Raw genomic sequence first — 23,624 nt, 5'->3', positions numbered from 1 at the left:
GATATGAGATGAGTTTTATAATCGAAAAAGAAGAGCTGTTGCCGTTGTTGAATTCTAGAGATATCAGAATTTGTGACTGCCGCTTTCAATTAGGCTCTCCTGACGCAGGGTATAATGATTACAAAAAAGACCATATTTCAGGCGCTGTTTATTTCGATCTTGAAAAGGAATTATCGGGTCAGGTTCAAGAACATGGCGGAAGACATCCTCTTCCTGACCTGGAAACCATTAAAGATAAACTGGAATCAAATGGAATCACCAACGATACTGTACTTATCGCTTATGATGGCGGGGAAGGTTCTTTTGCTTCCAGGTTTGTCTGGTTGCTAAGCTACCTTGGGCATCAGAAAGTCTTTGTCCTGAACGGGGGATATCGCGCCTGGAGGGATGCGGGCTATCCGATTGACTCGATTCAAATGAATTATATGCCAACCGAATATCGTATCGATTTAAATGAGCACGTTTTTGCATCTTTTCGAAAAGTGAAGGATTACACTTTGAATAGACCTGACGATATCGTATTAATGGATTCACGGGAATCTAAGCGCTACGAGGGAATCGAGGAGCCAATTGATAAAAAAGCCGGCCATATACCTGGTGCAGTAAATAAGGTGTGGACGAACGTTCTGGAAAATGGCTATTTTAAAAAGAAGGAAGATCTTCAGTCGAATTTCACAAGCATCGGTAAAGATAAGGAAATCATTGTGTACTGCGGTTCAGGTGTAACGGCCTCACCCAATTATATCGCCCTGAAAGAAGCGGGCTTTAAAGATGTGAAGATTTATATTGGCAGTTTCAGTGACTGGATCTCGTATGATGATAATCCAATTGAATAATATTTTTTCCAATTAAACGATCCTTAAAAAAAGGGACAGTTATGTTAAAATGGAAGTACATCATGATAGAGGTGATAATGTGTTAATGAAAGAAAATGAGCAGCATCCATCCTTTATGCTTGTCGATGGAATGGCGCTTTTATTTAGAGCTTTTTATGCAACGGCCGTTACTGGTCAATTCATGGTTAACTCCAAAGGCATCCCGACCAATGCCGTTCAAGGTTTTTTGAAGCATATGCTGACGGCGGTGAATCACTTTTCACCCAGTCATGTAGCGGTATGCTGGGATATGGGCAGCAAGACTTTCAGAAATGAATTATTTGATGGATACAAGGCGAATCGATCAGAAGCTCCAGTCGAAATGATCCCTCAATTCGACTTAGCGAAAAAAGCGGTTGAAGCATTCGATATCCCTAACATAGGACTCTCTGGTTATGAGGCGGATGACTGTATCGGAACAATTGCCAAAGCATCTGCACAGCATAGCCGAGTGGGTATATTGACTGGCGATCAAGATATGCTTCAGTTAATAGATGAAAACATTTCCGTACTATTGTTAAAAAAAGGGTATGGTAACTATGAGGTGCATAATCCCGATAGCTTTTTTGAGTGGAAAGGGATTACACCAAGGCAAATGATCGATTTAAAAGCTTTAATGGGTGATACAGCTGATAACTATCCCGGGGTTAAAGGAATTGGGGAGAAGACAGCATTGAAATTATTGATACAGTATCAAAGTATCGAAGGCATTCTTGAAAATGTTGCTTCATTGACGAATGGGCAACGGGCTAAAATTGAATCCGCTGTCGATATGCTTCATTTATCCAGAAAGCTAGCAGAAATAAAATGTGATGTACCAATTTCATGTCCTTTGGACGATGCGGTCTATCAGTATGATCGCGAAAAGGTCAAAAATCTGGCTAGGGATCATGAATTCAGGACTTTACTGCGAATGATCTAATCAAAAAAGGGGAGCTCCCCTTTTGAAATTCCCTTTAAATTTTCGCCTGAATTTAAGAGATTGGGGCTCTACTAGCCCGCGTGTTGAAGGGAGACCCTGCAGGCGCTTGCGCCGAGGGCGGACCGCCCGCGAAAAACGAGTGTCCTACGTTCCAATCAACGTTCAAATTGTACAGTCTGGGACCTCCGTAATGGGAGGTCCTTTATTTTGTACGATGATTTTTTTGTCGAAAAATGGATAGTCAAATTCTTTTATATACGGTAAGATGAAAATAAGGCATGAAGTATGGAGTGGATGCAGAAGTGGCGAAATCAACTGAAGAGTATGTTAGTTTTTTAGAGGGTAAGGGATTCACTTTTGGTAATGACGCGATTGGTTTTATTTATTTTGGTAAGCGCTACACGGATGCAAGTGATATTTTAGTCAATGCAGCAATAGAGTTGACATTGAAGGTACAAAAGAATTTTGATGGCAGCTTTTATATCTCCTTTTTGGAAAACTTAAAACAAAATGGCATTGAAACGCGTAGTGCAGCGGTATCGTTTGCAAAAGAACAGGGGCTACTTAAATAAATCGGACTTCGTAACTGGAGTCCGATTTATTTTATTGGACTTCGTAACTGGAAGTCCGATTTATTTTATTGGGCTTTTCAAGAAAACCCCTGTGTCACCGGTTTCTTTTTCTTAGCAGGCAGTTCTGCAAAAATCATTCCCAAGAATATGAATGCGCAGCCGATGATGGAAGCGGAAGTCAATTTTTCCCCTATCAATATGTATGAGGATAACGCTGCAAAAACCGGTTCCATTGAAAAGATCAGCGCCACTCTTGTAGGTGTCGTATAGGCTTGGAAGAAGGTTTGTGCGAAAAAGGCGAACGCCGTGGCAAGGGCTGCCGTAACCAATAAAGCAGTCCAAACATCCTTCTGTAACATGACCTCTGAGCTGAAGATGACGGAATGATTCTCTTTGAAAATGAAAGCTGAAACAAATGATAATAAAGATACGGTGGAAACCTGAACCAACGTCAGCGGTAAAGCGGGAAGGGTCTTGGCATATTTAGCGGTAGTGATGATTTGCATGGCAAAACTGATTGCACATAAAAATACCAGTAAATCACCGATATTCAAATTGGAGCGGTCAGCGAAAGTCATTAAATAAAGTCCGATGGTTGCGGCTGCGACACCTATTATTGTATTGCGGGAAAGCCTATGCTTTAATAGCAGCAGGGAAAAAACAGGTACCATGACAACACTTAATCCTGTTATAAAGCCAGTCTTTGCAGGCGTTGTATAATTCAATCCGATCGTTTGAAGCCCATAACCGAGAAAAAGCCATACACCAATATGAAACCCAGCTTTAAAAAGGCCCTTGCTCCCGTTTTTCCCCTTTTTGTGTAGAGTCAATAAATAAGGGATGAGCAAGAATACGAACGCCATGAAAAAACGGACGCCATTAAACGTGAAGGGGTCAAGAAAAGACAGCGCATTTTGGACCATGACAAAAGTGACGCCCCAGATGAATACAACGAATAATAACGAAAAATCAGCTGTCTTGTTCATGAATTTCCTCAGCCTTATTCAATCGAATGGCCCGTCTCGCCAACTCATCCGCGGACTTATTTTCGATATTTGGAATCCATTTCATGAAAAATAAATCAAGCTCGTCGGAAAGCTTTAAAGCCCGTTCCAGCAGAAGGGCATACTTATTTTTTGCAAATCTTTTTTCAATGGCCTGGTTGATGGCTTGGGAGTCCGTACGAAAAGAAACGACTTGATACTTATTGGCCACACAAATCTCCAATGCTTTGATTAAGGCATGGTACTCCGCTTCATGGTTTTCCATATTCCCAAGAGGAAAGGAATGCCTCTCGACCACACCGTTATTATTTATGAAAACACCTGCACCGCTAGGCCCTGGGCTGCCCGCACTGGCACCATCAATATACACTTCGATCAAGATATGCTCCTCCTCGAGTTAAATGTTAAAATGTTACGTTTCATTTAAAATTAAGATTGAAACATGAGAATTTCAGGCTGATATGGGAACTATAATTAAAAAGAGTGATTAAAATGCTTACAATATATTATAAAGGGTATGACGAAAAAAAGGTATGAAATTTGTAAGCTGTTCTGCATGAATCGTGAATGGATAAGGAGCTGGAAATCTTTGAAGGTAATTATGCAATGGACATATCAAGCTTCAAAAAAACCATCTGCCGATTTCGTTTCGGATTGGCTCGATGCCGGGACTGCACTGGTCATTACGGAAGATCTTGAAAAGGCAGGAAGGCTGAAAGAAGTGGAATTCAAGGATGAATTCGATACAACATGGACCAAGAAGGAGTTAAAGAAACTCCTGACGGAAATTGAGGAAGAACCGCAGGATGTGACGGTTTTCTTTGATGGAGGTTTTCAAAAAGATGAAAAGGTGGCAGGAATTGGTGTTGCCATTTATTATCGTCAAGGAAAAAAGTTCTGGCGGTTACGCACCAATGTGAAATTGGAGCAATTCGAATCCAATAATGAAGCTGAATATGCGGCTTTTCATGAAGCGGTCAGGCAGATGGACGAACTTGGAATCCACCATCAAAGCTGTGTCTTTAAAGGGGATTCTCTCGTCGTCTTAAATCAACTTTCCGGTGAATGGCCCTGTATGGAAGAAAACTTAAATAAATGGCTGGACCGCATTGAAGCGAAACTGGATAAATTAAAGATCAATCCTGTCTGCAAGCCGATTTCTCGAAAGGAAAACCAGGAAGCCGATCGCCTGGCCACACTTGCACTGCAAGGAAAAGCCATTTTCAGTAAAATAGAAATTGCTGGGTCAAAGGAGCCATAACAACAATGAACAGGAAAAAAATATATGAAGAAGTGGAAGATGTTCTCGCTTCATTTTGCCAAGATTGTTTTTTAAGAAAGCATTTTCGAAAAGAGAAGGGGCGTACGTATGCCCATCAGTTCTGTATTTCAGAATGCACGGTTGGTGAAAAATTAAAACAGCTTGGCAATGAACTTAGTGACCGAACTTAAGTGCCCAAAAATTGCTTTCATAAAGACACAAGGCAATGAAGGATATGGTATTATAGGTGAAAAATAGAGAAAAGTGTGAGAGCAATGAAAAATAGAAGAGGGAAACTATATAATGCGAAAACGCCTCTTACCATACCCAGAATTGATTTCATAAGGGAAGAATTGAAAAAAGATGCAACTTCTTTAACGGTAGATCATGCACGACCTAACGTAAATATTCAGGAAAGAATCAACGAAGCTTCGCTTCAATTGAAAAACATCTTTCAAGATATACGAAATGAAGGAAAAATACAGCTTGATAAGATTGTATTGATTAAAGCAAAAGTTGCACCTGTCATTGCAGAAGCTGCAAAGAATCCTGATGTTTATTACCTTTTCGAAGAGCTGCAAGCAAATAACGAGTACACCTATAAGCATAATATCGGTGTCGGGATCATTGCCACTTATCTAGGGATGAAGCTTGGATTATCGAAAGAAAACCTTTCAGCACTGACACTGGCAGCCACACTGCATGACGTGGGTAAAACAAGGATTCCGGATAGTATATTGGAAAAGCCGGGTAAACTGACTGCGGCAGAATATGAAGAAATGAAACGCCATGCCATTTATGGTTATGAATTACTTAAAAGTATCCCAGGAATCCCACCATCGATTGCATTAACAGCCCTTCAGCACCATGAACGGGAAGATGGGAAAGGCTATCCACATGGTCTGATGGGGAATGATATCCATCATCATGCGAAAATCGTCGCAATAGCCGATGTATTCCATGCGATGTCTTCAAATCGTGTATATCATCGGGCCATGCCGTTTTATAAGGTGATTGAGCAAATGAACAGCGATAAGTTCGGTAAATTCAATCCTGAGATCCTAATGGAGTTTGTAAACCGATTAATGTCCACTTTAGTCGGAAAAGAAGTCACCCTTACCAATGGACGAAACGGGACGATCATCATGATCGATCCATACGATCCCCTTAAAGCTTTGTTGAAAACCGGTACAGAGATCATAGATTTACGAATGGAAAAAGAATGGCAAATCGAACGAATCATCGGTTAATGAAAAAGAGCCCGATTATAAAAAATCGGGCTTTTCGTCATTCTGCTTTACCGAATCAAAATAGGTTTTGAGCATTACTTTATTTTCGCTGAAGTCTGCAATCGTATATTGATCAAGGACCTTTAAAAAAGCATCCAAGGCATTGTTAAGGACAAATTTCAATGAACAAACGGGAGAAATCACACAGTTATCGTGATCTTTAAAACATTCCACTAAATAAAAATCTTCTTCGGTTCTCCGCACAAGTTCCCCTACATTTATTTCGGCGGGTGATTTTGCAAGCCGGAAACCGCCATTTCTTCCACGTATCGTCTCAATATAGCCTAATTTACCTAGATTATGAACAATTTTCATCAAATGATTTTTAGACAGTTGATATACTTCAGAAATCTCTTTGATATTTGATAATTTGCTTTGGTCGTGGGTAGCCAGGTAAATCAACACTCTAAGTGAGTAATCGGAATAACTCGTCAACCTCATGTTTATCGCCTCACATTCTATCCCCATTTGACTATATCATAAATGTGAACATTTTATAAACATGAAAACTTATTATCTGAAAAGATGTATAAAAAATATTGCTTTTAATGCATTTAAGTTCTAATATAAACCTGTATTCAAAATACTTGTTTATGAAAAGGGGTTTACCTATGCTATCCCAGAAAACCATCGATATTATCAAATCAACCGTACCTGTATTAGAAGTGCATGGTACAACTATCACAACTGTATTCTATAAAAATCTTTTCGAAGCACATCCTGAATTATTAAATGTTTTCAATCATGCCAATCAAAAAAAGGGGCGCCAGCAAACTGCACTTGCCAACACGGTATTGGCTGCAGCTAAATATATAGATCAACTAGAAACGATTTTACCTGCCGTGAAGCAAATAGCACAAAAACATAGAAGCCTTGCAGTCAAAGCCGAACATTATCCGATTGTTGGAGAACACCTATTAGGTGCAATCAAAGAAGTGTTACAAGATTCGGCTACAGAAGAAATCCTTCAAGCTTGGGGAGAGGCGTATGGAGTCATTGCGAATGTTTTCATTAGCATCGAAAAGGAAATGTACGACGAAGCTTCCAATCAGGTCGGCGGATGGTCTGATTTCAAACGATTCACAGTGGTGGAAAAAGTACGGGAAAGTGAAGTAATCACATCCTTTTATCTAAAGCCATCAGATGGAGATAAGGTTCCGGCATTTCTTCCAGGACAATATATTACCGTTCGGATTGAAATACCGGGTGAACGCTATTTATTCAACCGTCAGTATAGTTTATCTGATGTTCCGGGAAAAGATTATTTCCGTATTTCCGTTAAAAAAGAAAAGCCGGGAACCTCTCCTGATGGTAGGGTCTCTAACTACTTGCATGAATCCATTCAGATGGGTGACAGTATTGACGTAACGGCTCCTGCAGGTGATTTCACCATCGACTTGGATAAACGAACACCAGCAGTATTCTTGAGCGGAGGCGTTGGCATAACGCCTTTCATGAGCATGGTCCATGCGGTAGCTGAACAAACACCTGAGCGTGATGTACAATTCATTCATGCAACAGATAATGGCCATTTACAGCCGTTCAGAATGGAACTGACAGAACTAGGACACAAGCTTACAAACTATCAATTATCCTTTGTCTTTAAAAATCCGAGTGAGGATGATAAGAACCTCCCGAATTTTGAAAAGGAAGGGTATATTGATAAGGAATTATTGAGCAGTATTGTTAAACCTGAGGCTGATTATTATGTGTGCGGCCCTGTGCCTTTCATGAAGGCCATCATCACTTACCTGAAAGAGCTTGGGGTAGATACGGATAAAATTCACTATGAGTTCTTCGGCCCAGCAATCGCTTTATAAGGATCATTCATCGCAGGAATGTTATTGACATCAAGAAGATAATTTTGCATACTATATTAAAACAATGAACGTTGAGAGAAGATTAGTATGCGAGAATCACTGTGACAGAGAGCGGCGTCGATTGCTGGAAGACCCGCGACAGGAAAGCGCAGAACCTGCTTCTTGAGTCCTATGCAAAACATAGGCGCAAATCCTGGCGTTATCAGGCAAAGTGGAATGCATGAACTTGCATTCAATGAAGGTGGTACCACGGAGAGCAGCCCTTTTCGTCCTTATTTCGAGGATGAAAAGGGCTTTTTTTCATGTCTTAGATATTTATTGGAGGAAGTAATCGATGGAAAAGAAACGCATCGTTGTAAAGATAGGAAGTAGTTCTTTGACCAATACACAAGGTGAAATCGACCAAAACAAATTTTCCGATCATATCCAGGCAGTGGCAGCGTTAAGGAAAGCGGGGCATGAAGTTGTCCTTGTTTCATCTGGTGCTGTAGCGACAGGTTTTCGCAAGCTCGGCTATCCTACGCGACCTGTCACTCTCAAAGGAAAACAAGCTGCTGCAGCGGTGGGGCAAAGCCTATTGATTCAATCATATATGGAACAATTAGGGAACTTTGGAATCATTCCGGCGCAGATTTTATTAACAAGGAAAGATTTCTCGAAAAAGGATAGATATAAAAATGCCTATGCGACATTGATGGAATTGCTTGAACGCGGCATCCTTCCGATCATAAATGAAAATGATACAGTATCGGTCGAGGAGTTGACTTTTGGTGATAATGATATGCTATCCGCCTTGGTAAGCGGATTAGTCCACGCGTCCAACTTGATCATATTAACGGATATTAATGGGCTCTATGATTCCAATCCACAGACAAATCCAGGGGCTAAACGATTTGATAAGCTATCCGAAATAACGGATGATTTATTGCAAATGGCAGAAGGTGCAGGTTCCAATGTCGGAACCGGTGGGATGAAATCGAAGCTGATTGCAGCGCAAACGGCATTGTCTCTAGGGGTGAAAGTATTCATCGGTTCTGGTTTGGGGAGTGATAAACTTCTAACAATCCTTGAAGGCAATGGTGATGGCACGTATATTGGGAATGATCTCTTGACGACGGTAACGAAAAACAAACAATGGATATCCCTTCATTCAAAAGTATCCGGGAAAATTTTCGTTGATGAAGGTGCCGAAAGGGCCTTAGTTTCAAATGGCAGCAGTCTGCTGCCAGCTGGAATTTATGAAATTAAAGGAGTCTTCAATAAGGGCGATGTTGTCGAAGTCTTTGGTGCAAATGGGTTATTAGGGCGGGGTGAGGTCCTTTATTCCGACGAAGAATTAAAACAGGCGATGGGAAAGAGGACATCCGAGCTTATAATCACTTCCATAGAAGTTATTCATCGCGATAAATGGGTGAAAGCATAAAAAATCAATTTCAAGAAAAAAGGGGGCATTTGGAAATGAGTGAAGTGACGGCGAAAGGAAAGGCAGCCAAAAAAGCCAGTTATCAGCTAATCGGATTGAGTACGGAAAAGAAGAATGAGGCTCTTGGGAAAATTGCGAAACAACTTATTATCGATAAAGATTTTTTGATAAAGGAAAACCAAAAGGATCTGGAAGATGGCAGGAAAAAAGGTCTCAGCGAGTCTATATTAGATCGAATTATGTTGAATGGTAACCGTATTGATGACATGGCAGCGGCCATTGAGCTTCTAATCGATTTAAATGATCCGATTGGGGAACAATTGGAGACGATTGAAAAAGAGAATGGTTTATTGATTAAAAAGCAACGGGTGCCGATCGGGGTAATCGGAATGATTTATGAAGCAAGGCCTAACGTGACCATCGATGCTGCTACATTATCCTTGAAAACGGGAAATGCTGTCATCTTAAGAGGCAGCTCGTCAGCCAAACACTCCAATATGGCACTAGTCTCTTCCATTCATAAAGCATTGGAGAATACGGAAATCCCTGTAGAAGCTGTTCAGTTGATCGAGGATACAAGTCGTGAAACCGCTAAGGAACTTTTTCATCTTAATGAGTATTTAGATGTTTTGATTCCCCGCGGCGGAAAGAATTTAATTGAAACGGTCATTAAGGAGTCCACTGTTCCCGTCCTTGAAACAGGTGCAGGCAATTGCCATATCTTCATCGATCAGACCGCAGATATTACGATGGTCGAGAAAATTGTCTTAAACGGTAAAACTCAGCGCCCATCCGTATGCAATGCTATTGAGGGGCTTCTGATCCATGAAAAATGGTTTGAAGAAAATGGAGTGCGTATTCTGGAACTCCTGGACGAAAAGGGTATTGAATTATATGGAGATGAAGCGGTTTGCAGCTCCTTTCCGAGAGCGAAAACGGCTACGGAGGAAGATTGGTCAACTGAGTACCTGGCTTTAAAACTCAGCGTGAAAACTGTAAAAGGTGTATCCGATGCCATTGATCACATAAACCGATACGGTTCCAAGCATTCTGAAGCAATCTTAACGGGGGTTGAACAAAATGCTTCTGCATTTTTGAATAAAGTGGATGCCGCAGCCGTTTATCACAATGCTTCAACCCGTTTTACCGACGGCTTTGAATTCGGTTATGGCGCAGAAATCGGCATTTCCACACAAAAGCTGCATGCGCGCGGACCAATGGGTTTACCTGCCTTAACATCAAGCAAGTACTTCATTTATGGCCAGGGGCAAATCCGGGAATAGGATTCATTTCTTTCATGGAAGGTTATTAAAACTCAATTAAGGGTATTGTATAATACATTACTTTTAAAGGAGCAGATACCATGGACAAGAGGTTTATAGCAATATATGAAAATGAAAATGAAGCGATTTCAGCAGTCGAAAACTTAAAGGAACAAGGATATACATCCGATCAAATATCAGTATTGGCAAAAAACATCGATAAATTACCAAATGAAGCCGAGGAAGTCAGCCCGGCAAAAACTGATGGATTAGTAGCTGGGGCAGCAGCCGGCGGAGCTGTCGGATTGACAGGCCTGCTTATTGGAATGAGTGCATTGGCCGTACCAGGAATAGGTCCGATATTGGCAGCAGGACCGATTTTCGCCACTTTTGGGGGAGCGGCAGCCGGGGCAGCATCGGGAGCAGGCGGATTGAGAAAGCCATTATTGGACATTGGACTGGAGGAAGCCGAAGTCGATCAATATATGGAGGATATTAAAGCAGGGAAAATCCTTGTCATAGCCGACCCTTTTTAAGTTTGCAAGTAAAACCACCTTGAATGAACAGACTTATGATGTTTGAGAACTAAACTCCATAAAAACTCAAAATTAAACAGCTCTTATTTATTGAAAAACCCCGTTCAGGATTCTTGAACGGGGTTAATCTGTTTGTAGGCTAATTTTATTGTCACTAACGATAAAATCAAAAGGAATTCCACATTGGTATGAAGAATAAAGGAATATAGTCCTATTAGCGAGAAAGGGAGGGGGATTATGGTGAAAAAGCAGAAGCCGATGCCACTTTAAGAAATTATAGATATTTTATTCATGATGATTTTCCCTTTGAGAATCATTATACTGATTATAATGTTAAAAAGCGTTACCAGTGATGAAAAGCAAGTTTAATTGAGAAGAATTGAATGACCATTCTTTTTGTGATATTTAATACCAATCGAAATCCTTGTAATGAAAAAACCCACGATAACAGGGTTTTTTATTTTTAAAAGTGAAAGATGGAATATCTTGATAAAACGGGGAATTAATCTCATGCGTACTTAAGGCATTAACTTTTCATATTCTGGCTTTGAAAAACTCTAAGGCATTCTTAGCTAACTCGAACTATCAAGACCTTGTATGACCAGGGCTTTGAGCTTTATCCAATAAAGCAAAATGATTTAGGTTGGAGGTGGGTGTTTTGATAAAAATAAAACTCGTTGTTCCCCGAAAAGGGTATATTACGGATGCTTTTGAAAGATTTGAGGAGTTCAACAAGTTGGAAGAATCGGAAAACAATGATAACGGTTCAGTGAAGTTTGTTTTAGAGGAAGTAGTTGAGGATGCCGATAAGATAGGGAAGTTAAAGCTTGATGCCGATGTAATCATCTCAAGGGGATTAATCACGAAACTATTAAAAGAATGCAATGAATTCATTCCTATTGTTGATATACCTGTGCAGGGCATTGACCTCATTCGTTCCCTGTATGATTGCAAGGCACGTTTCGGCAGTAAAAAAGTGGCCGTTATAGGAGCTTTGAATATGATTTATGGAGTGGAAAACCTTTCGGATATCGTTGATTTGCCAATTCAGTCTTATATATTAAATGATATCGAGTCCTCAGTCAGTTTAGTGGATTTAGCCGCCAGAGATGGCTGTGAGGTTGTGTTAAGTGGGTTAAGTACTTGTAAATATGCTGAAGAGATAGGGTTGGGGGCCATCCTGGTTGATACTGGAAAGGAATCATTTAGGCAGGCGTTGATTGAGGCGAAAAGGGTAGCTCTTGTCAGCAGAAGGGAACAGGAGAAGACCAAACGTTACCAAACGATTCTTAATTATGCCTATGAAGGGGTTATTGCAATAGATTTAAAAGGACAAATATCCGTATTCAATACGGCCGCCCAGGAGATATTAGCCATTTCCAAGGGGAGCTTAATTGGAAATTCCGTATACGATATAATTAGGCCCGGAAAATTTCGTAATATGCTTTTAAGCGACGATGAATACGAAAAAGATACCGTTGCTTACCAATCCATTCAATTATCGGTAAAAAAAGTCGGGATATTTTTAAAGGGTAAAAAAGTGGGGGATATGGTCGCCTTTCAAGATGTTACACGCATTCAGGAGATGGAAGGGAAGTTCTTTAGAAAGCTTCATTCACGCGGACATGTGGCAAAGTACACATTTGATGATATATTGTACCGGAGCTCGGAAATCAAGAGGAGGATTGAAACAGCTCAACGTTATAGTGAAGTGGATTCAAACATTCTTATAATTGGAGAAACTGGTACGGGCAAGGAAATATTCGCCCAAAGCATACATAATCATAGCAACCGGAAAAACAACCCATTTGTTGCCATTAATTGCGCAGCGCTTCCCGAAAATTTATTGGAAAGTGAGCTTTTCGGATATGCAGAAGGAGCTTTCACGGGAGCCATGAAAGGCGGAAAGCGAGGATTTTTTGAACTGGCTCATAGAGGTACGATTTTTTTGGATGAAATAGGGGAAATCTCCCCAAAAATGCAAAGCCGGCTGCTGCGTGTCCTGCAGGAGCGTGAAATCATGCGCATTGGTGATGATAAAGTAATCCCGGTTGATGTGAGAATAGTGTCGGCAACGAACAAAGACCTCATGCAAATGGTAAAGAGTAATGACTTTCGGGAGGATCTTTATTATCGCTTGAGCGTGCTGGACCTTGTATTGCCTCCACTTCGGGAACGCAGAGAAGATATTCCGTTATTGGTGAATGCTTTTATTCGGAAAGGTCATTCGGATCAGAAACAAATCAAGATGACGGAAACTGCCATGAAAAAGCTGAGTGAAGGGAATTGGGAAGGGAATATTCGCCAATTGCAAAATTTTTGTGAGCGATTATGCGCTCTTTATAAGAACAAGATAATTGATGTGTATGATATTGAAATGTATTTTCCAAATAAAAGTAATAAGAAAATTCTGCTTTCGGAACAAAACGAAGAGATGGAGATATCACCTGGGATACATTTATCCGAGCGTGAAAGAATTGTTCAAACGTTAATAAAGGTGAATTTTAACAAAGGAAAAGCTGCTTTTGAGTTAGGGATGAGTCGAACGACTTTATGGAGAAAGATGAAAAATTTGAATATTGAAACAAATTGAAACGTAATGAAACAAATTAATTCATTTAGAAACAATTTGTTAACTTTATTTATGTCTTGGTTTGAGAACGAATTGGCTTCTTTCTTGAATAAACGGATCTTTTTTATGTTGGCACAAAAATTGTATATATACATTGGTGTAGGAAAGATTTTTCCTTCAAGGTTAACATGAAAGGTTGGTGGCAATGTGAGTCATTTAGTGTATATTCCTCAAGATATTGAGGAAGAGGGGAAACGTTTTTTAGTAGAAAAAGGCTATAAGATTAAAGTAGGATCTGATCTGTCGCAAAAAATTCTTATTGAAGAAATCAAAGGCTGTGATGCAGTACTGACGAGATCGACGGCTGTGATAAATAAAGAAGTTATTACAGCAGCTGAAAATCTTAAAGTAATTGCCAAGTATGGAGTGGGCTTGGACAATATTGATATCGAAGCTGCTACAGAGCGTGGCATCTATGTAACAAATACCCCAGAGGCAAATGCGAATTCTGTAGCTGAACATGTAATGGCATTAATTTTATCATTGTCCAAAAACTTAAGCTTAGCTGACAAAGAGCTGCGCAGCGGGAATTTTGCTATCCGTAGTCAACTTTTTGGAATAGACTTGGAAGGCAAGACTTTGGGGATTATTGGCCTGGGGAGAATCGGCAGAATACTGGCCAAAAAAGCTTCCAAAGGCTTTGATATGAAAGTAATTGGCTACGACCCCTATGTTACAGCCAGCACGAATTCGGAGTTGGAGATAGCAACAGATTTAGAATGGGTATTCAGGAACTCTGATGTAATTAGTCTGCATCTGCCGTTAACTAAAACAACAAAAGGTATAATAGGATGCCGTGAGTTTTCCTGGATGAAATCTTCCGCCTATTTTGTAAACGCTTCCAGAGGCGGTGTGGTGAAGGAAGCTGATTTAGTAAATGCTTTGCAAGCTGGCGAGATTGCCGGTGCCGGAATAGATGTATTTGAAGTTGAACCTCCTGATAAATGGAACCCCCTTTTTAACTTGGATAATGTGATTGTCAGTCCTCATAATGCGGCATTGACGAAGGAAGGTTCGATACGCATGTCTGTACATGCAGCCATGCAAGTGGAACAAGTCCTTTCTGGCGTGAAACCGAATTGGGCTGTAAATGAGCCCTTAACCAAAGGGCTGTCCATGTAATCATACAGAGAAAAATATCTGTTTTTTCAGAAAATTAGGTTGGGTGGTTCAAGTTTGGCATTTGTTGATAAGGATGGTGAACAAATGAAGAAAATAATCTATGTGATAAGTGCAATACCGGCACTTGGTTCGCTAGTGGTTATCAATCGAATTGAACCTTATGTTTTAGGGATGCCATTTGTTCTTTTTTGGGCTATATTATGGGTCTGTCTTACATCAGTTTTTTTGATAATCGCCAATAAACTTGATCCTGCAACCGAGGAGGAAGAAGGCTGATGAATGAAGCACTGCTCGTTATCCTTTTCTTTCTGGTTTTGTGTATTTGGTTAGGGCTTCAAGCTCGAAAGGGTAAAAATATGAGTTTGGAACAATGGGCCATTGGCGGAAGAGGCTTCGGCAGCTTTTTGCTCTTCTTCTTGATAGCAGGAGAAATGTTTACGACATATACGTTTTTGGGGGCAAGCGGCGGAGCTTATCGATCTGGTATGCCTCCTGCCTTATACGCTTTCAATTGCTTCTATTTTGTAATCGCCTATTGGCTGTTGCCGCCTATTTGGAGGTATGCAAAAAAAAATAATGTCATTTCTCAATCTGATTTTTATGACAAAAAGTACAACAGTCCTGCTCTGGGTGTTCTTGTGGCGGTAATTAGCGTCATTTCAATTATTCCATATCTGATCATGCAGTTGAAAGGATTGGGAATAATCGTATCGGAAGCCTCCTATGGGTCCATATCCCCGAATGTGGCTATAGTTGTTGGGGTAATTGCAATCACAATTTATGTAACGGCTTCAGGGATGCATGGTGTGGCGTGGACCGCGGTCATTAAAGATATCATGATTCTGACTGTTGTCGTCTTTATGGGGATTTATTTCCCACTTCATTATTACGGTGGTATACAGCCGATGTTTGAAGCAATCGATACTGCAAAACAAGGATTTTTGATTTTCCCGGAACAAGGTTTGAGTATCTCTTGGTTTATATCAGCTACGATCATGACAGCGCTGGCATTCTATATGTTCCCTCATATGTTAGCGGGAGTGTTCTCTGCAAAAAGTCCGAAATCACTTCGTTGGAATGCTGGGGTTATGCCAATTTATCAAGTAATCATCATTTTTTCGTTATTTATTGGTTTTTCTGCGATTCTCCAAGTCCCGAATTTACAGGGAGCAGAAGCAGATTTAGCTTTATTTAAAATGGCGAAGATGTCATTTGATCCCTGGTTTGTCGGAGTTATTGGAGCATCAGGGGCAATGGCCGCCCTTATTCCCAGTTCACTCGTGCTGACGGCTACGGCTACGATACTTTCAAAAAATGTATATAAGGTATGGAAGCCGAATACATCGGATGACCAGCTACAAAGATTGAGCAGGATGTTAGTACCTGTCATTTCTATAGTGACTCTATATTTTACGTTCAATGGCGGGGAGTCGATTTTTACGTTGTATCTTATGGCATATAGCTTCATGGCACAGTTGTTTCCAGCACTATTTTTCAGTCTATGGAAAAAGAATCCTGTCACGGTTCAAGGAGCATTTGCCGGCATGATCGTTGGAATTCTAATTGTTGTATATTCGACCACATCAGGTACGACACTTGCTACATTATTTCCTTCTCTGCCGCAAGCAATACAAGATCTTGATGTAGGGTTAGCTGTATTATTCATCAACATCGCAGTAACTTTAGGTGTGAGTGCAGTTACAAGAAAAACTTCAATTGGGATGAAAGAAAATAATAAACAGGCTTCAGGTTTGGAAAAGCTTGTTAAATGACAGTGGGAATCAGTCCAATATTCATATAATCGCAGATTACTAGAATAAAAACACGTTTTCGAAAGCGGGAGGCTTGATTATGAAAGTCAGTGGAGGAAGAGCAGTCGTAGAAGTAATGGCTAAAGAAGGGGTAAAAAAAGCTTTTTGTGTACCAGGTGAAAGTTATCTTAGTGTAATGGATGCACTATATCAACATCCTGAAATAGAACTTATCTCCGCCAGGCATGAAGGAGGTGCCTCTTTTATGGCGGAAGGGTATGCCAAGGCTTCAGGAGAGGTGGGAGTCTGTATGGCAACGCGAGGAGTGGGTGCTACAAACTTAGCTATCGGCATTCATACTGCTGCTCAAGATTCAACCCCTTTGGTTGCGCTTATTGGCCAAGTCGAACGCCCTTTTAAAGAAAAGGAAGCATTCCAGGAAGTGAATTTGACGGGTTTTTTCAGTCATTTATGTAAATGGACGGTAGAGATCGATCGTGTGGAAAGAATCCCGGAGTTATTGCAACGGGCTTTCCATATTGCGAGATCGGGGCGTCCGGGCCCTGTATTAGTGGCTTTGCCGCATGACATGTTGGAAGACGAGGCAGAGTTGAACATAACCCCTTCATATCGCTCGCTTCCTCCTCAACCACATATAGAAGATGTGAAGCAAGCGATGGATACAATACGAAACGCGGAGCGCCCCGTATTGATTGCTGGGGGAGGTGTGATTCATGCAAAGGCCAACAGGTTGCTTGTACAGTTTGTGGAGGCAGAGAAACTTCCTGTCGTTACAGCTTTCCGTCGGTTTGACGCGTTTCCGAACTCACATCCTTGCTATGCAGGGTGGCTTGGATTTGGGACACCTCAATATTTACTTGATGCAATCCGGGATGCAGATGTAGTTTTGGCATTAGGGACACGATTCTCTCAAGTAGGAACACAAGATTACACCTTGCTTTCCAAAAATTCAAAGCTGATCCATGTGGATATTTGTCCCGATATTTTTGGTAAAGTGTATGCTCCTTCTCTTGCGATTGAAGCGGATGCCAGGAGCTTTTTGGAACAAGCACTGCAGGCGTCAGAATCAGGATCTTTTATTTCAGGCGGAGACCATTTGAAAGAATTGCACGATAAATATTTAGAATTTTCTGAACCGAAGGCCGATTACACAGAAGATTTCGTGGATATGGACGGATTGATGCATGATTTGGCTGTCTGCCTGCCGAAGGATACCATCATTACAAATGATGCAGGCAACTTTTTTGGATGGCTATCAAAATATTATCGTTTTGAACAAGAAAACACATACGTCGGGCCAACGTCGGGTGCGATGGGATATGGACTGCCTGCTGCTATTGGGGCAAAACTGGCGCAGCCTCACAAACATGTTGTTTCTATTTCGGGAGATGGCGGATTCATGATGACTCTCCAAGAGATTGAAACCGCTGTAAGGTATAAAATCCCGACCATATCAATTGTTGTGAACAACAATATTTACGGAACAATTCGAGCACATCAAGAAAAGCATTTTCCAAACCGGGTCGTTGGAACTGACTTATCTAATCCTGATTTTGCTGGATTAGCCCGCTTATTTGGGGCGCATGGTGAAAAGGTTGAAAAAAATAGTGATTTTGCGCCAGCGCTGCAAAGGGCGATTACTTCAGGGCTGCCGGCTGTAATAGAAGTTGCAGTCAATCCAAAGATTCTATCTGTAGGCCAGGACAAGAAGGAAGTACACGAAAAGCTAGTGTCTAACAATTAACATTGGAAGTTAGCAGGATCCAATAAAAACTAAGGCTTGTAAGGGAGGGTATCATAGTTGTTAAAACCATATTTAGTTGTTGAATGGAATGATACGGAAACCGATGCTAAAGGCTGGCTGGTCGTCCATAACTTTGTCAAAGGATACACAGGCGGCGGTACAAGAATGCACCCAACGGTTACAAGAGAAGAGGTCGAAAGGCTGGCCGAGGCTATGGCCTATAAGTATGTAGCCTGTGAGTCTGAGACGACTGGCGGTTGTAAAGCGGGCATTGCCTATGATTATAAAGCGCAAGATGCATATGCAGTGTTAAGAAGATTTCTGATTGCGATGATGCCTTATGTAGATATAGGGGTATCTTTAGGCAGTGATTTAGGCACCAAATATGAAGATGTGCTCAAAATATTTAATGAATTTGGTATCGATATCCCCCTAACGAAATCAATGAAGCAGAATCCGAATGTTCTGCAAGGGATAAAAGACTTCGATGAACTGTTGACGACAAAAATAGACGGGTTGTTTTTAAACGATGTCGTAACAGGCTATGGTGTGGCTTTCTCCGCAGATGAGGCATGGAAATTTAAAAACGGAAAAGGTGGTGCAAGAGTTGTCATTCAAGGATTCGGCTGTGTAGGGGCAAGCTGCGCATTGAAAATGTCCCAGTTAGGTTATAAAGTTGTGGGAATTTCCGATGCAGCCCTTTTGGTTACATGTGAAGAAGGATTGGATGTCCAAACGCTTATTGATCATAAGAATATGTACGGGGAAATGGATAAAGCCTTTTTTGAACCGCATTATGATGTAAGGCCAAACACGGAATGGCTCGACATAGATTGCGATATTTTAATTCCGTCCGCATTGGAGGATGTCATCCACATATCCAATGCCAAAAGCGTAAAAGCGAGCTTGATTGTGGAGGCGGCGAACATTCCCCTTTCATCTGAGGGAGACGAAATCATAAGACAGAGAGGAATAGATGTTGTCAATGATTTCGTTGCCAACCTGGGGGCGATAAGATTTTATGATGCGGTTATTTTCGGACTGGTTAAACCAAATCCACAAGCTGTCGTCGATGATATAGAAAAACTATGCAGGAAAAATACGTATCATTTGTTTACTCAAGCAAAAAAACAAAAAAAATATCAAAGAGAAGTAGCTTATGAAATATTTAAACCGACAATCAGCGACCTTCCAGAATATGCAGTGCCTTCCGAAGCGTTATCGTGAAACTCTCGTTAACCTGTGTTAATCATGAAAGTGTTCAGGCAGTTTATCAATCAGGAACGGGGGGGAATTCATGCAAACAGAACATGAAAATCAGCCAAAAGAATTACAGCGTTCAATGAAGAGTAGACATTTATTCATGCTCTCCTTAGGTGGGGTAATTGGAACGGGTCTTTTCCTGGGATCAGGATATGCAATCGGTGAAGCTGGACCCTTAGGAGCGATTGTTGCCTATTTGGTCGGTGGTTTATTAATGTACTTGGCGATGATTTGTCTAGGTGAATTATCGGTAGTGATGCCGGTATCCGGTTCCTTTCAGGTCCATGCAACGAAATTTATTGGTCCCGCCACTGGATTTGTCATTGGCTGGATTTACTGGCTAAGCTGGGCTCTTTACGTAGGCCTGGAATTTGTAGCGGCCGGTTTGCTAATGACCAGATGGTTTCCCGATATACCAGTATGGATATGGTGTGTGATATTTACGGTCCTTTTATTCACTATAAATGCATTGACTACGCGAAGTTTTGCAGAGACAGAGTATTGGTTCTCCGGGATTAAAGTGCTTGCCGTCATTCTCTTCATAATTATCGGTGCAGCAGCGATGTTTGGATTGATTCATATGGAGGATGCACAACCTGCCCCGTTCCTTTCCAATTTTATAGGAGATGGACTATTCCCTACAGGGTTCACGGGTGTGTTTATATCGATGATGACAGTCGTATATGCTTTCCAGGGATCGGAAATCATGGGTGTTGCAGCAGGAGAGACGGAAAACCCGCAAAAAAGCATTCCGAGAGCGATTCGAAACATCGTAATACGTGTGCTGCTTTTCTATGTACTGGCAATCTTTGTTCTATCGGCCATCGTTCCTTGGAAAGAAGTTGGGGTACTGGAAAGTCCATTTGTTACCGTGTTTGAAATGGTAGGCATTCCTTATGCAGCAGACATTATGAATTTCGTAATTTTGACGGCGGTCCTCTCTGTAGGAAACACGGGTCTGTTTGCTTGTACAAGGATCCTTTTCTCCCTTTCTCAAAACGGTATGGCACATTCTGCATTTGGAAAGCTCAATCGGCGCGGTGTACCTATGAACGCCTTACTAGTCACCATGGTCTTTGCCTTGCTGTCGCTGCTTACTAGTGTAGTAGCGGAAGAAACGTTATTCGTTGTGCTGCTTTCCATAAGCGGGGTTGGAGGGGTGCTTACTTGGATGGCGATTGCGTTCGCACAGTACAGATTCCGTAAGCAGTATATCAGAACAGGCGGAAAGGTTGAAAATCTAAAGTTTAGAGTACCTTTTTTCCCGTTTGCCCCAATTCTCTGCATCATTATGTGTCTAGGTATTTTCGTGTTCACCGCTTATGATCCGACACAGCGAACTTCGTTGTATTGGGGATTAGGTTTCGTCATTGCTTGCTATATTTTTTACTATTTTAGATATGCGCGAAGGAACGTCGAGGTGCCAGCCTTAACAAATGAACAGACCAATGATTTTATTCAATAGTGATTATTATATCCAAGATATAAGAAAACGGGTCGTTTATTTAGAAGTGCAGTTAAAAGCAAAACCTATAATTTAGAGAAGTAGAATAATAGAATACGGAGGAAATAGAATGCGTTACTTAAATTATATTAATGGAAAATGGAAAGAACCCACTACAGGAGAGTATAGAGAAAATCTTAGTCCCCATGATGGTGAAAATTTAGGAGAATTTCCATCAAGTGCTGCGGCTGATTTACATGATGCAGTGGCAGCCGCAAAAAATTCATTTCCTGACTGGAAAAAGTTATCGTTTCAGCAACGGGCTTCATACTTGCAGAAAGCAGCTGATATTTTGAAAAAGAATATTCAGGAAGTAGGTCAAGATTTGATAAAGGAAGAAGGAAAAACATTCTTGGAAGGGATGGGGGAAGCCAATCGGGCTGCCAGCATACTTGAATATTATGCTGCTGAAGCCCGGCAGCCAATCGGGGAAGTAATTCCTTCAGCCAATGCCAATACATTTTTATACACTATCCGCATCCCGCTAGGTCCGGTGGGGTTGATTACACCATGGAACTTTCCTATCGCCATCCCTGTATGGAAATTGGCGCCTGCCCTGATTTACGGGAATACAGTCGTGATTAAACCGGCTGATCTTACACCTAAGTCTGTCTATCATGTGATAAAAGCCTTTGATGAGGCGGGTCTTCCGCCTGGTGTCATCAATTGTGTATTCGGAAGGGGTTCCGTCATTGGTGCTGCATTAGTGGAACATCCTGATGTGAAGGCTATATCTTTTACGGGCTCGAATCAAATAGGTCAGCAAATTCAAAAACAAGCCATTGAGCATGGAAAGAAAGTGCAAGCGGAAATGGGAGGGAAAAACCCGCTTGTCGTCCTCGCCGATGCTGATCTTGAAAAAGCAGTGGAAATAGCTATAGGCGGAGCTTTTAAATCCACAGGGCAAAAATGCACAGCCACTAGCCGGGTGATTGTGGAAGAAGGAATTTATGAAGTATTCCGGGATCTTCTGGTGGCTCGTACGAAAGAATTAAAGGTGGGCAACCCGCTCAACGAAGAAACATATATCGGTCCGGCTGTATCTAAATCACAACGCGATGGCGTGTTTGAAATGATTGATGTTGGCAAATCAGAAGCTACACTTTTGTGCGGAGGAGAAATCCCGGCAGAAGTGGAATTGGCGAATGGTTTTTATGTCAAGCCGGCAATCTTTGAAAATGTTCCTCAACATGCCCGCATTGCGCGTGAAGAAATCTTTGGACCGGTCATTGCCCTTTTTAAGGCCGGAAATTATGAGGAAGCAGTTAAGATGGCGAATGATACAGAGTATGGGTTGAGCGCAGCCATTTGTACAAACAATTTAACATTGGCTCAACGGTTTATTGAAGATGTTGAAGTGGGTCTTGTTCATGTCAATTCGGAAACAGCAGGAACCGAACCGCAAATGCCATTTGGCGGATGTAAAAATTCAAGTGCGGGCAGCCGTGAACAAGGGAAGAGTGCCGTTGAATTCTATACAGAGGTCAAGACAGTCTATATGGATCGGGTATAAGTCAAATTGAACTAAGCGTGTTTAAACTTTTAAATTAGATCAAAAACAGGAGGGGGATTCAATATGTCCACGAAGGAAAATGTTCAGTTCAGCCCTACACTGCCTTATTCACGGTATGTCGATCCAGAGGTATTCAATGAAGAAAGTAAAAAAATCTTCAGAAAGAGTTGGATATTGGCGGGGCATGCAAGCCAAGTGGAAAAGGTAGGCGATTTCATGACATTAGATATCGCCGGAGAGCCTATTATCGTTTCACATGGTACCGATGGTGAACTGCGTGCTTTCTACAATATTTGCCCTCATCGCGGAATGAAAGTAGAAAACGCCGATAAAGGAAATAAGAAAATTTTACAATGCGGATACCATGGATGGACGTTCAAATTAGACGGAAGTGTTAATAGAGCCCCTAATTTTAAAACGAATGAACTGGGAATACACAGCTGTATGAAATCCATTCGCTTAGAAGTTCAGAATGCCATGATTTTTGTCAATCTTGACAAAAATGCACCCTCTATGGCAGAAGCATATCAGGAATTTTTAGAGGAAATGAAAGAGTATCCATTCTTTGATTCACTGAAGTTAGTTAGGGAAACCCGCCGTGAAGTAAAAGCTAATTGGAAAGCCGTTGTTGACAATTACCTTGAATGTGATCATTGTTCCATTGCTCATCCTGGTTTTGCTAAATCCTTTGATTTAGCAAACTTTTGTACAACGACACACGACAAATTCACCTATCAATATATGACAGCAAGCAAGAATGGCGAAGGGGAACAAGCGCGTTTTTATTGGGTTTGGCCGAATATGATGATTAACGTTTATCCAGGAGACGGAAACGTTAATACCATTCAAGTAATTCCCGTTGATGCTGTGACGTCGTTAGGTATTTATCGGGATTATTCCTTAGATGAAAAAACAAACATAGAAAAAGAAGAATATTTTAAATTTGTTGATCAAGTACGGCAGGAAGATTTTGATCTAGTGGAAAAACTGCAAAAAGGATTAAGTTCCGAGGCATTTACAAATGGAATCTTTTCTCCAACAGAACATGCTGCTGTCTATTTTCATGAACTTATTGAAAATAAGCTCCAGAACTAACCACTGAGCTCGCTA

The 23,624-nt window shown here is 41.2% G+C and carries 22 protein-coding genes and 1 other annotated feature; of the genes, 19 read left to right on the top strand and 3 right to left on the bottom strand.

Annotated features, from left to right (window positions below; all coding sequences use genetic code 11):
* The first annotated feature begins 8 nt into the window (after positions 1 to 8).
* The 3 genes from MHB45_RS13330 to MHB45_RS13320 all read left to right on the top strand — a co-directional run bounded on the left by MHB45_RS13330 (position 9) and on the right by MHB45_RS13320 (position 2,369).
* Complete coding sequence (locus tag MHB45_RS13330; protein ID WP_072273951.1) at positions 9 to 836, top strand: sulfurtransferase; 828 nt, start codon at positions 9 to 11, stop codon at positions 834 to 836.
* A gap of 85 nt (positions 837 to 921) precedes the next feature.
* Positions 922 to 1,797 (top strand): 5'-3' exonuclease, encoded by an 876-nt coding sequence (locus MHB45_RS13325; protein WP_048688418.1) that lies wholly within the window; start codon positions 922 to 924, stop codon positions 1,795 to 1,797.
* 290 nt (positions 1,798 to 2,087) lie between these two features.
* A complete protein-coding gene (locus tag MHB45_RS13320; protein ID WP_228467451.1) occupies positions 2,088 to 2,369 on the top strand; it encodes a DUF6123 family protein in 282 nt (93 codons plus the stop codon).
* A 77-nt stretch (positions 2,370 to 2,446) separates the two neighbouring features.
* Here the strand turns inward: MHB45_RS13320 and MHB45_RS13315 are convergent, their stop codons facing one another.
* A complete protein-coding gene (locus MHB45_RS13315; RefSeq protein WP_048688425.1) occupies positions 2,447 to 3,355 on the bottom strand; it encodes a DMT family transporter in 909 nt (302 codons plus the stop codon).
* Positions 3,339 to 3,752: a reverse transcriptase-like protein gene (locus MHB45_RS13310; RefSeq protein WP_048688428.1), complete on the bottom strand. Its 414-nt coding sequence runs from the start codon at positions 3,750 to 3,752 to the stop codon at positions 3,339 to 3,341. Before MHB45_RS13310 ends, MHB45_RS13315 begins: the two co-directional genes overlap by 17 nt.
* Before the next feature lie 210 nt (positions 3,753 to 3,962).
* Between MHB45_RS13310 and MHB45_RS13305 the strand changes: the two genes are divergently transcribed.
* From MHB45_RS13305 to MHB45_RS13295, 3 genes are all read left to right on the top strand, one after another.
* A complete protein-coding gene (locus tag MHB45_RS13305) occupies positions 3,963 to 4,634 on the top strand; it encodes a ribonuclease H family protein (RefSeq protein WP_048688434.1) in 672 nt (223 codons plus the stop codon).
* Between the two features lie 5 nt (positions 4,635 to 4,639).
* Entirely contained in the window at positions 4,640 to 4,825 is a 186-nt protein-coding gene (locus MHB45_RS13300) for a zinc-finger domain-containing protein (RefSeq protein WP_034307842.1), read from the top strand.
* Positions 4,826 to 4,909: 84 nt separating this feature from the next.
* Positions 4,910 to 5,884: an HD-GYP domain-containing protein gene (locus MHB45_RS13295; RefSeq protein ID WP_048688440.1), complete on the top strand. Its 975-nt coding sequence runs from the start codon at positions 4,910 to 4,912 to the stop codon at positions 5,882 to 5,884.
* A 15-nt stretch (positions 5,885 to 5,899) separates the two neighbouring features.
* On the opposite strand, the gene MHB45_RS13290 is transcribed toward MHB45_RS13295, so the two are convergent.
* On the bottom strand, positions 5,900 to 6,364 hold the full coding sequence (locus MHB45_RS13290; RefSeq protein ID WP_048688442.1) for an RrF2 family transcriptional regulator: 465 nt from the start codon (positions 6,362 to 6,364) through the stop codon (positions 5,900 to 5,902).
* 170 nt (positions 6,365 to 6,534) lie between these two features.
* Here MHB45_RS13290 and hmpA point away from each other — a divergent pair, with 170 nt between their 5' ends.
* From hmpA to MHB45_RS13225, 13 genes are all read left to right on the top strand, one after another.
* A complete protein-coding gene (gene hmpA / locus MHB45_RS13285) occupies positions 6,535 to 7,743 on the top strand; it encodes an NO-inducible flavohemoprotein (RefSeq protein WP_072273954.1) in 1,209 nt (402 codons plus the stop codon).
* A gap of 62 nt (positions 7,744 to 7,805) precedes the next feature.
* Positions 7,806 to 8,020: a binding site (T-box leader), on the top strand.
* 57 nt (positions 8,021 to 8,077) lie between these two features.
* Positions 8,078 to 9,166 carry a glutamate 5-kinase gene (proB, locus tag MHB45_RS13280; protein WP_048688451.1) on the top strand — a complete coding sequence of 363 codons (1,089 nt, stop codon included), beginning with the start codon at positions 8,078 to 8,080 and terminating at the stop codon, positions 9,164 to 9,166.
* Between the two features lie 35 nt (positions 9,167 to 9,201).
* On the top strand, positions 9,202 to 10,449 hold the full coding sequence (locus MHB45_RS13275) for a glutamate-5-semialdehyde dehydrogenase (protein ID WP_072273955.1): 1,248 nt from the start codon (positions 9,202 to 9,204) through the stop codon (positions 10,447 to 10,449).
* A gap of 80 nt (positions 10,450 to 10,529) precedes the next feature.
* Complete coding sequence (locus tag MHB45_RS13270) at positions 10,530 to 10,964, top strand: general stress protein (RefSeq protein WP_081088807.1); 435 nt, start codon at positions 10,530 to 10,532, stop codon at positions 10,962 to 10,964.
* Positions 10,965 to 11,622: 658 nt separating this feature from the next.
* Complete coding sequence (locus MHB45_RS13265) at positions 11,623 to 13,557, top strand: sigma 54-interacting transcriptional regulator (protein ID WP_340907920.1); 1,935 nt, start codon at positions 11,623 to 11,625, stop codon at positions 13,555 to 13,557.
* 186 nt (positions 13,558 to 13,743) lie between these two features.
* A complete protein-coding gene (locus MHB45_RS13260; protein WP_249594710.1) occupies positions 13,744 to 14,718 on the top strand; it encodes a hydroxyacid dehydrogenase in 975 nt (324 codons plus the stop codon).
* Positions 14,719 to 14,772: 54 nt separating this feature from the next.
* Positions 14,773 to 14,994, top strand: a complete 222-nt coding sequence (locus MHB45_RS13255) for a DUF3311 domain-containing protein (RefSeq protein WP_340907919.1) — start codon at positions 14,773 to 14,775, stop codon at positions 14,992 to 14,994.
* Positions 14,994 to 16,490 (top strand): sodium:solute symporter family protein, encoded by a 1,497-nt coding sequence (locus tag MHB45_RS13250; RefSeq protein WP_340907918.1) that lies wholly within the window; start codon positions 14,994 to 14,996, stop codon positions 16,488 to 16,490. Before MHB45_RS13255 ends, MHB45_RS13250 begins: the two co-directional genes overlap by 1 nt.
* A 79-nt stretch (positions 16,491 to 16,569) precedes the next feature.
* On the top strand, positions 16,570 to 18,234 hold the full coding sequence (locus tag MHB45_RS13245) for a thiamine pyrophosphate-dependent enzyme (protein WP_340907917.1): 1,665 nt from the start codon (positions 16,570 to 16,572) through the stop codon (positions 18,232 to 18,234).
* Between the two features lie 57 nt (positions 18,235 to 18,291).
* Entirely contained in the window at positions 18,292 to 19,461 is a 1,170-nt protein-coding gene (locus MHB45_RS13240) for a Glu/Leu/Phe/Val family dehydrogenase (protein WP_340907916.1), read from the top strand.
* A 70-nt stretch (positions 19,462 to 19,531) separates the two neighbouring features.
* Positions 19,532 to 20,962 (top strand): amino acid permease, encoded by a 1,431-nt coding sequence (locus MHB45_RS13235; protein ID WP_072273960.1) that lies wholly within the window; start codon positions 19,532 to 19,534, stop codon positions 20,960 to 20,962.
* 109 nt (positions 20,963 to 21,071) lie between these two features.
* A complete protein-coding gene (locus MHB45_RS13230; protein ID WP_048688480.1) occupies positions 21,072 to 22,514 on the top strand; it encodes an aldehyde dehydrogenase family protein in 1,443 nt (480 codons plus the stop codon).
* 63 nt (positions 22,515 to 22,577) lie between these two features.
* On the top strand, positions 22,578 to 23,609 hold the full coding sequence (locus MHB45_RS13225; RefSeq protein ID WP_048688483.1) for an aromatic ring-hydroxylating oxygenase subunit alpha: 1,032 nt from the start codon (positions 22,578 to 22,580) through the stop codon (positions 23,607 to 23,609).
* Positions 23,610 to 23,624 lie beyond the last annotated feature (15 nt).

This window comes from Peribacillus sp. FSL K6-5616 (assembly GCF_038008245.1).
GTDB classification, from domain to species: domain Bacteria; phylum Bacillota; class Bacilli; order Bacillales; family DSM-1321; genus Peribacillus; species Peribacillus frigoritolerans.
Note: the sequence above shows the minus strand (reverse complement) of the source record. Positions and strands in the feature narration are given on the sequence as shown.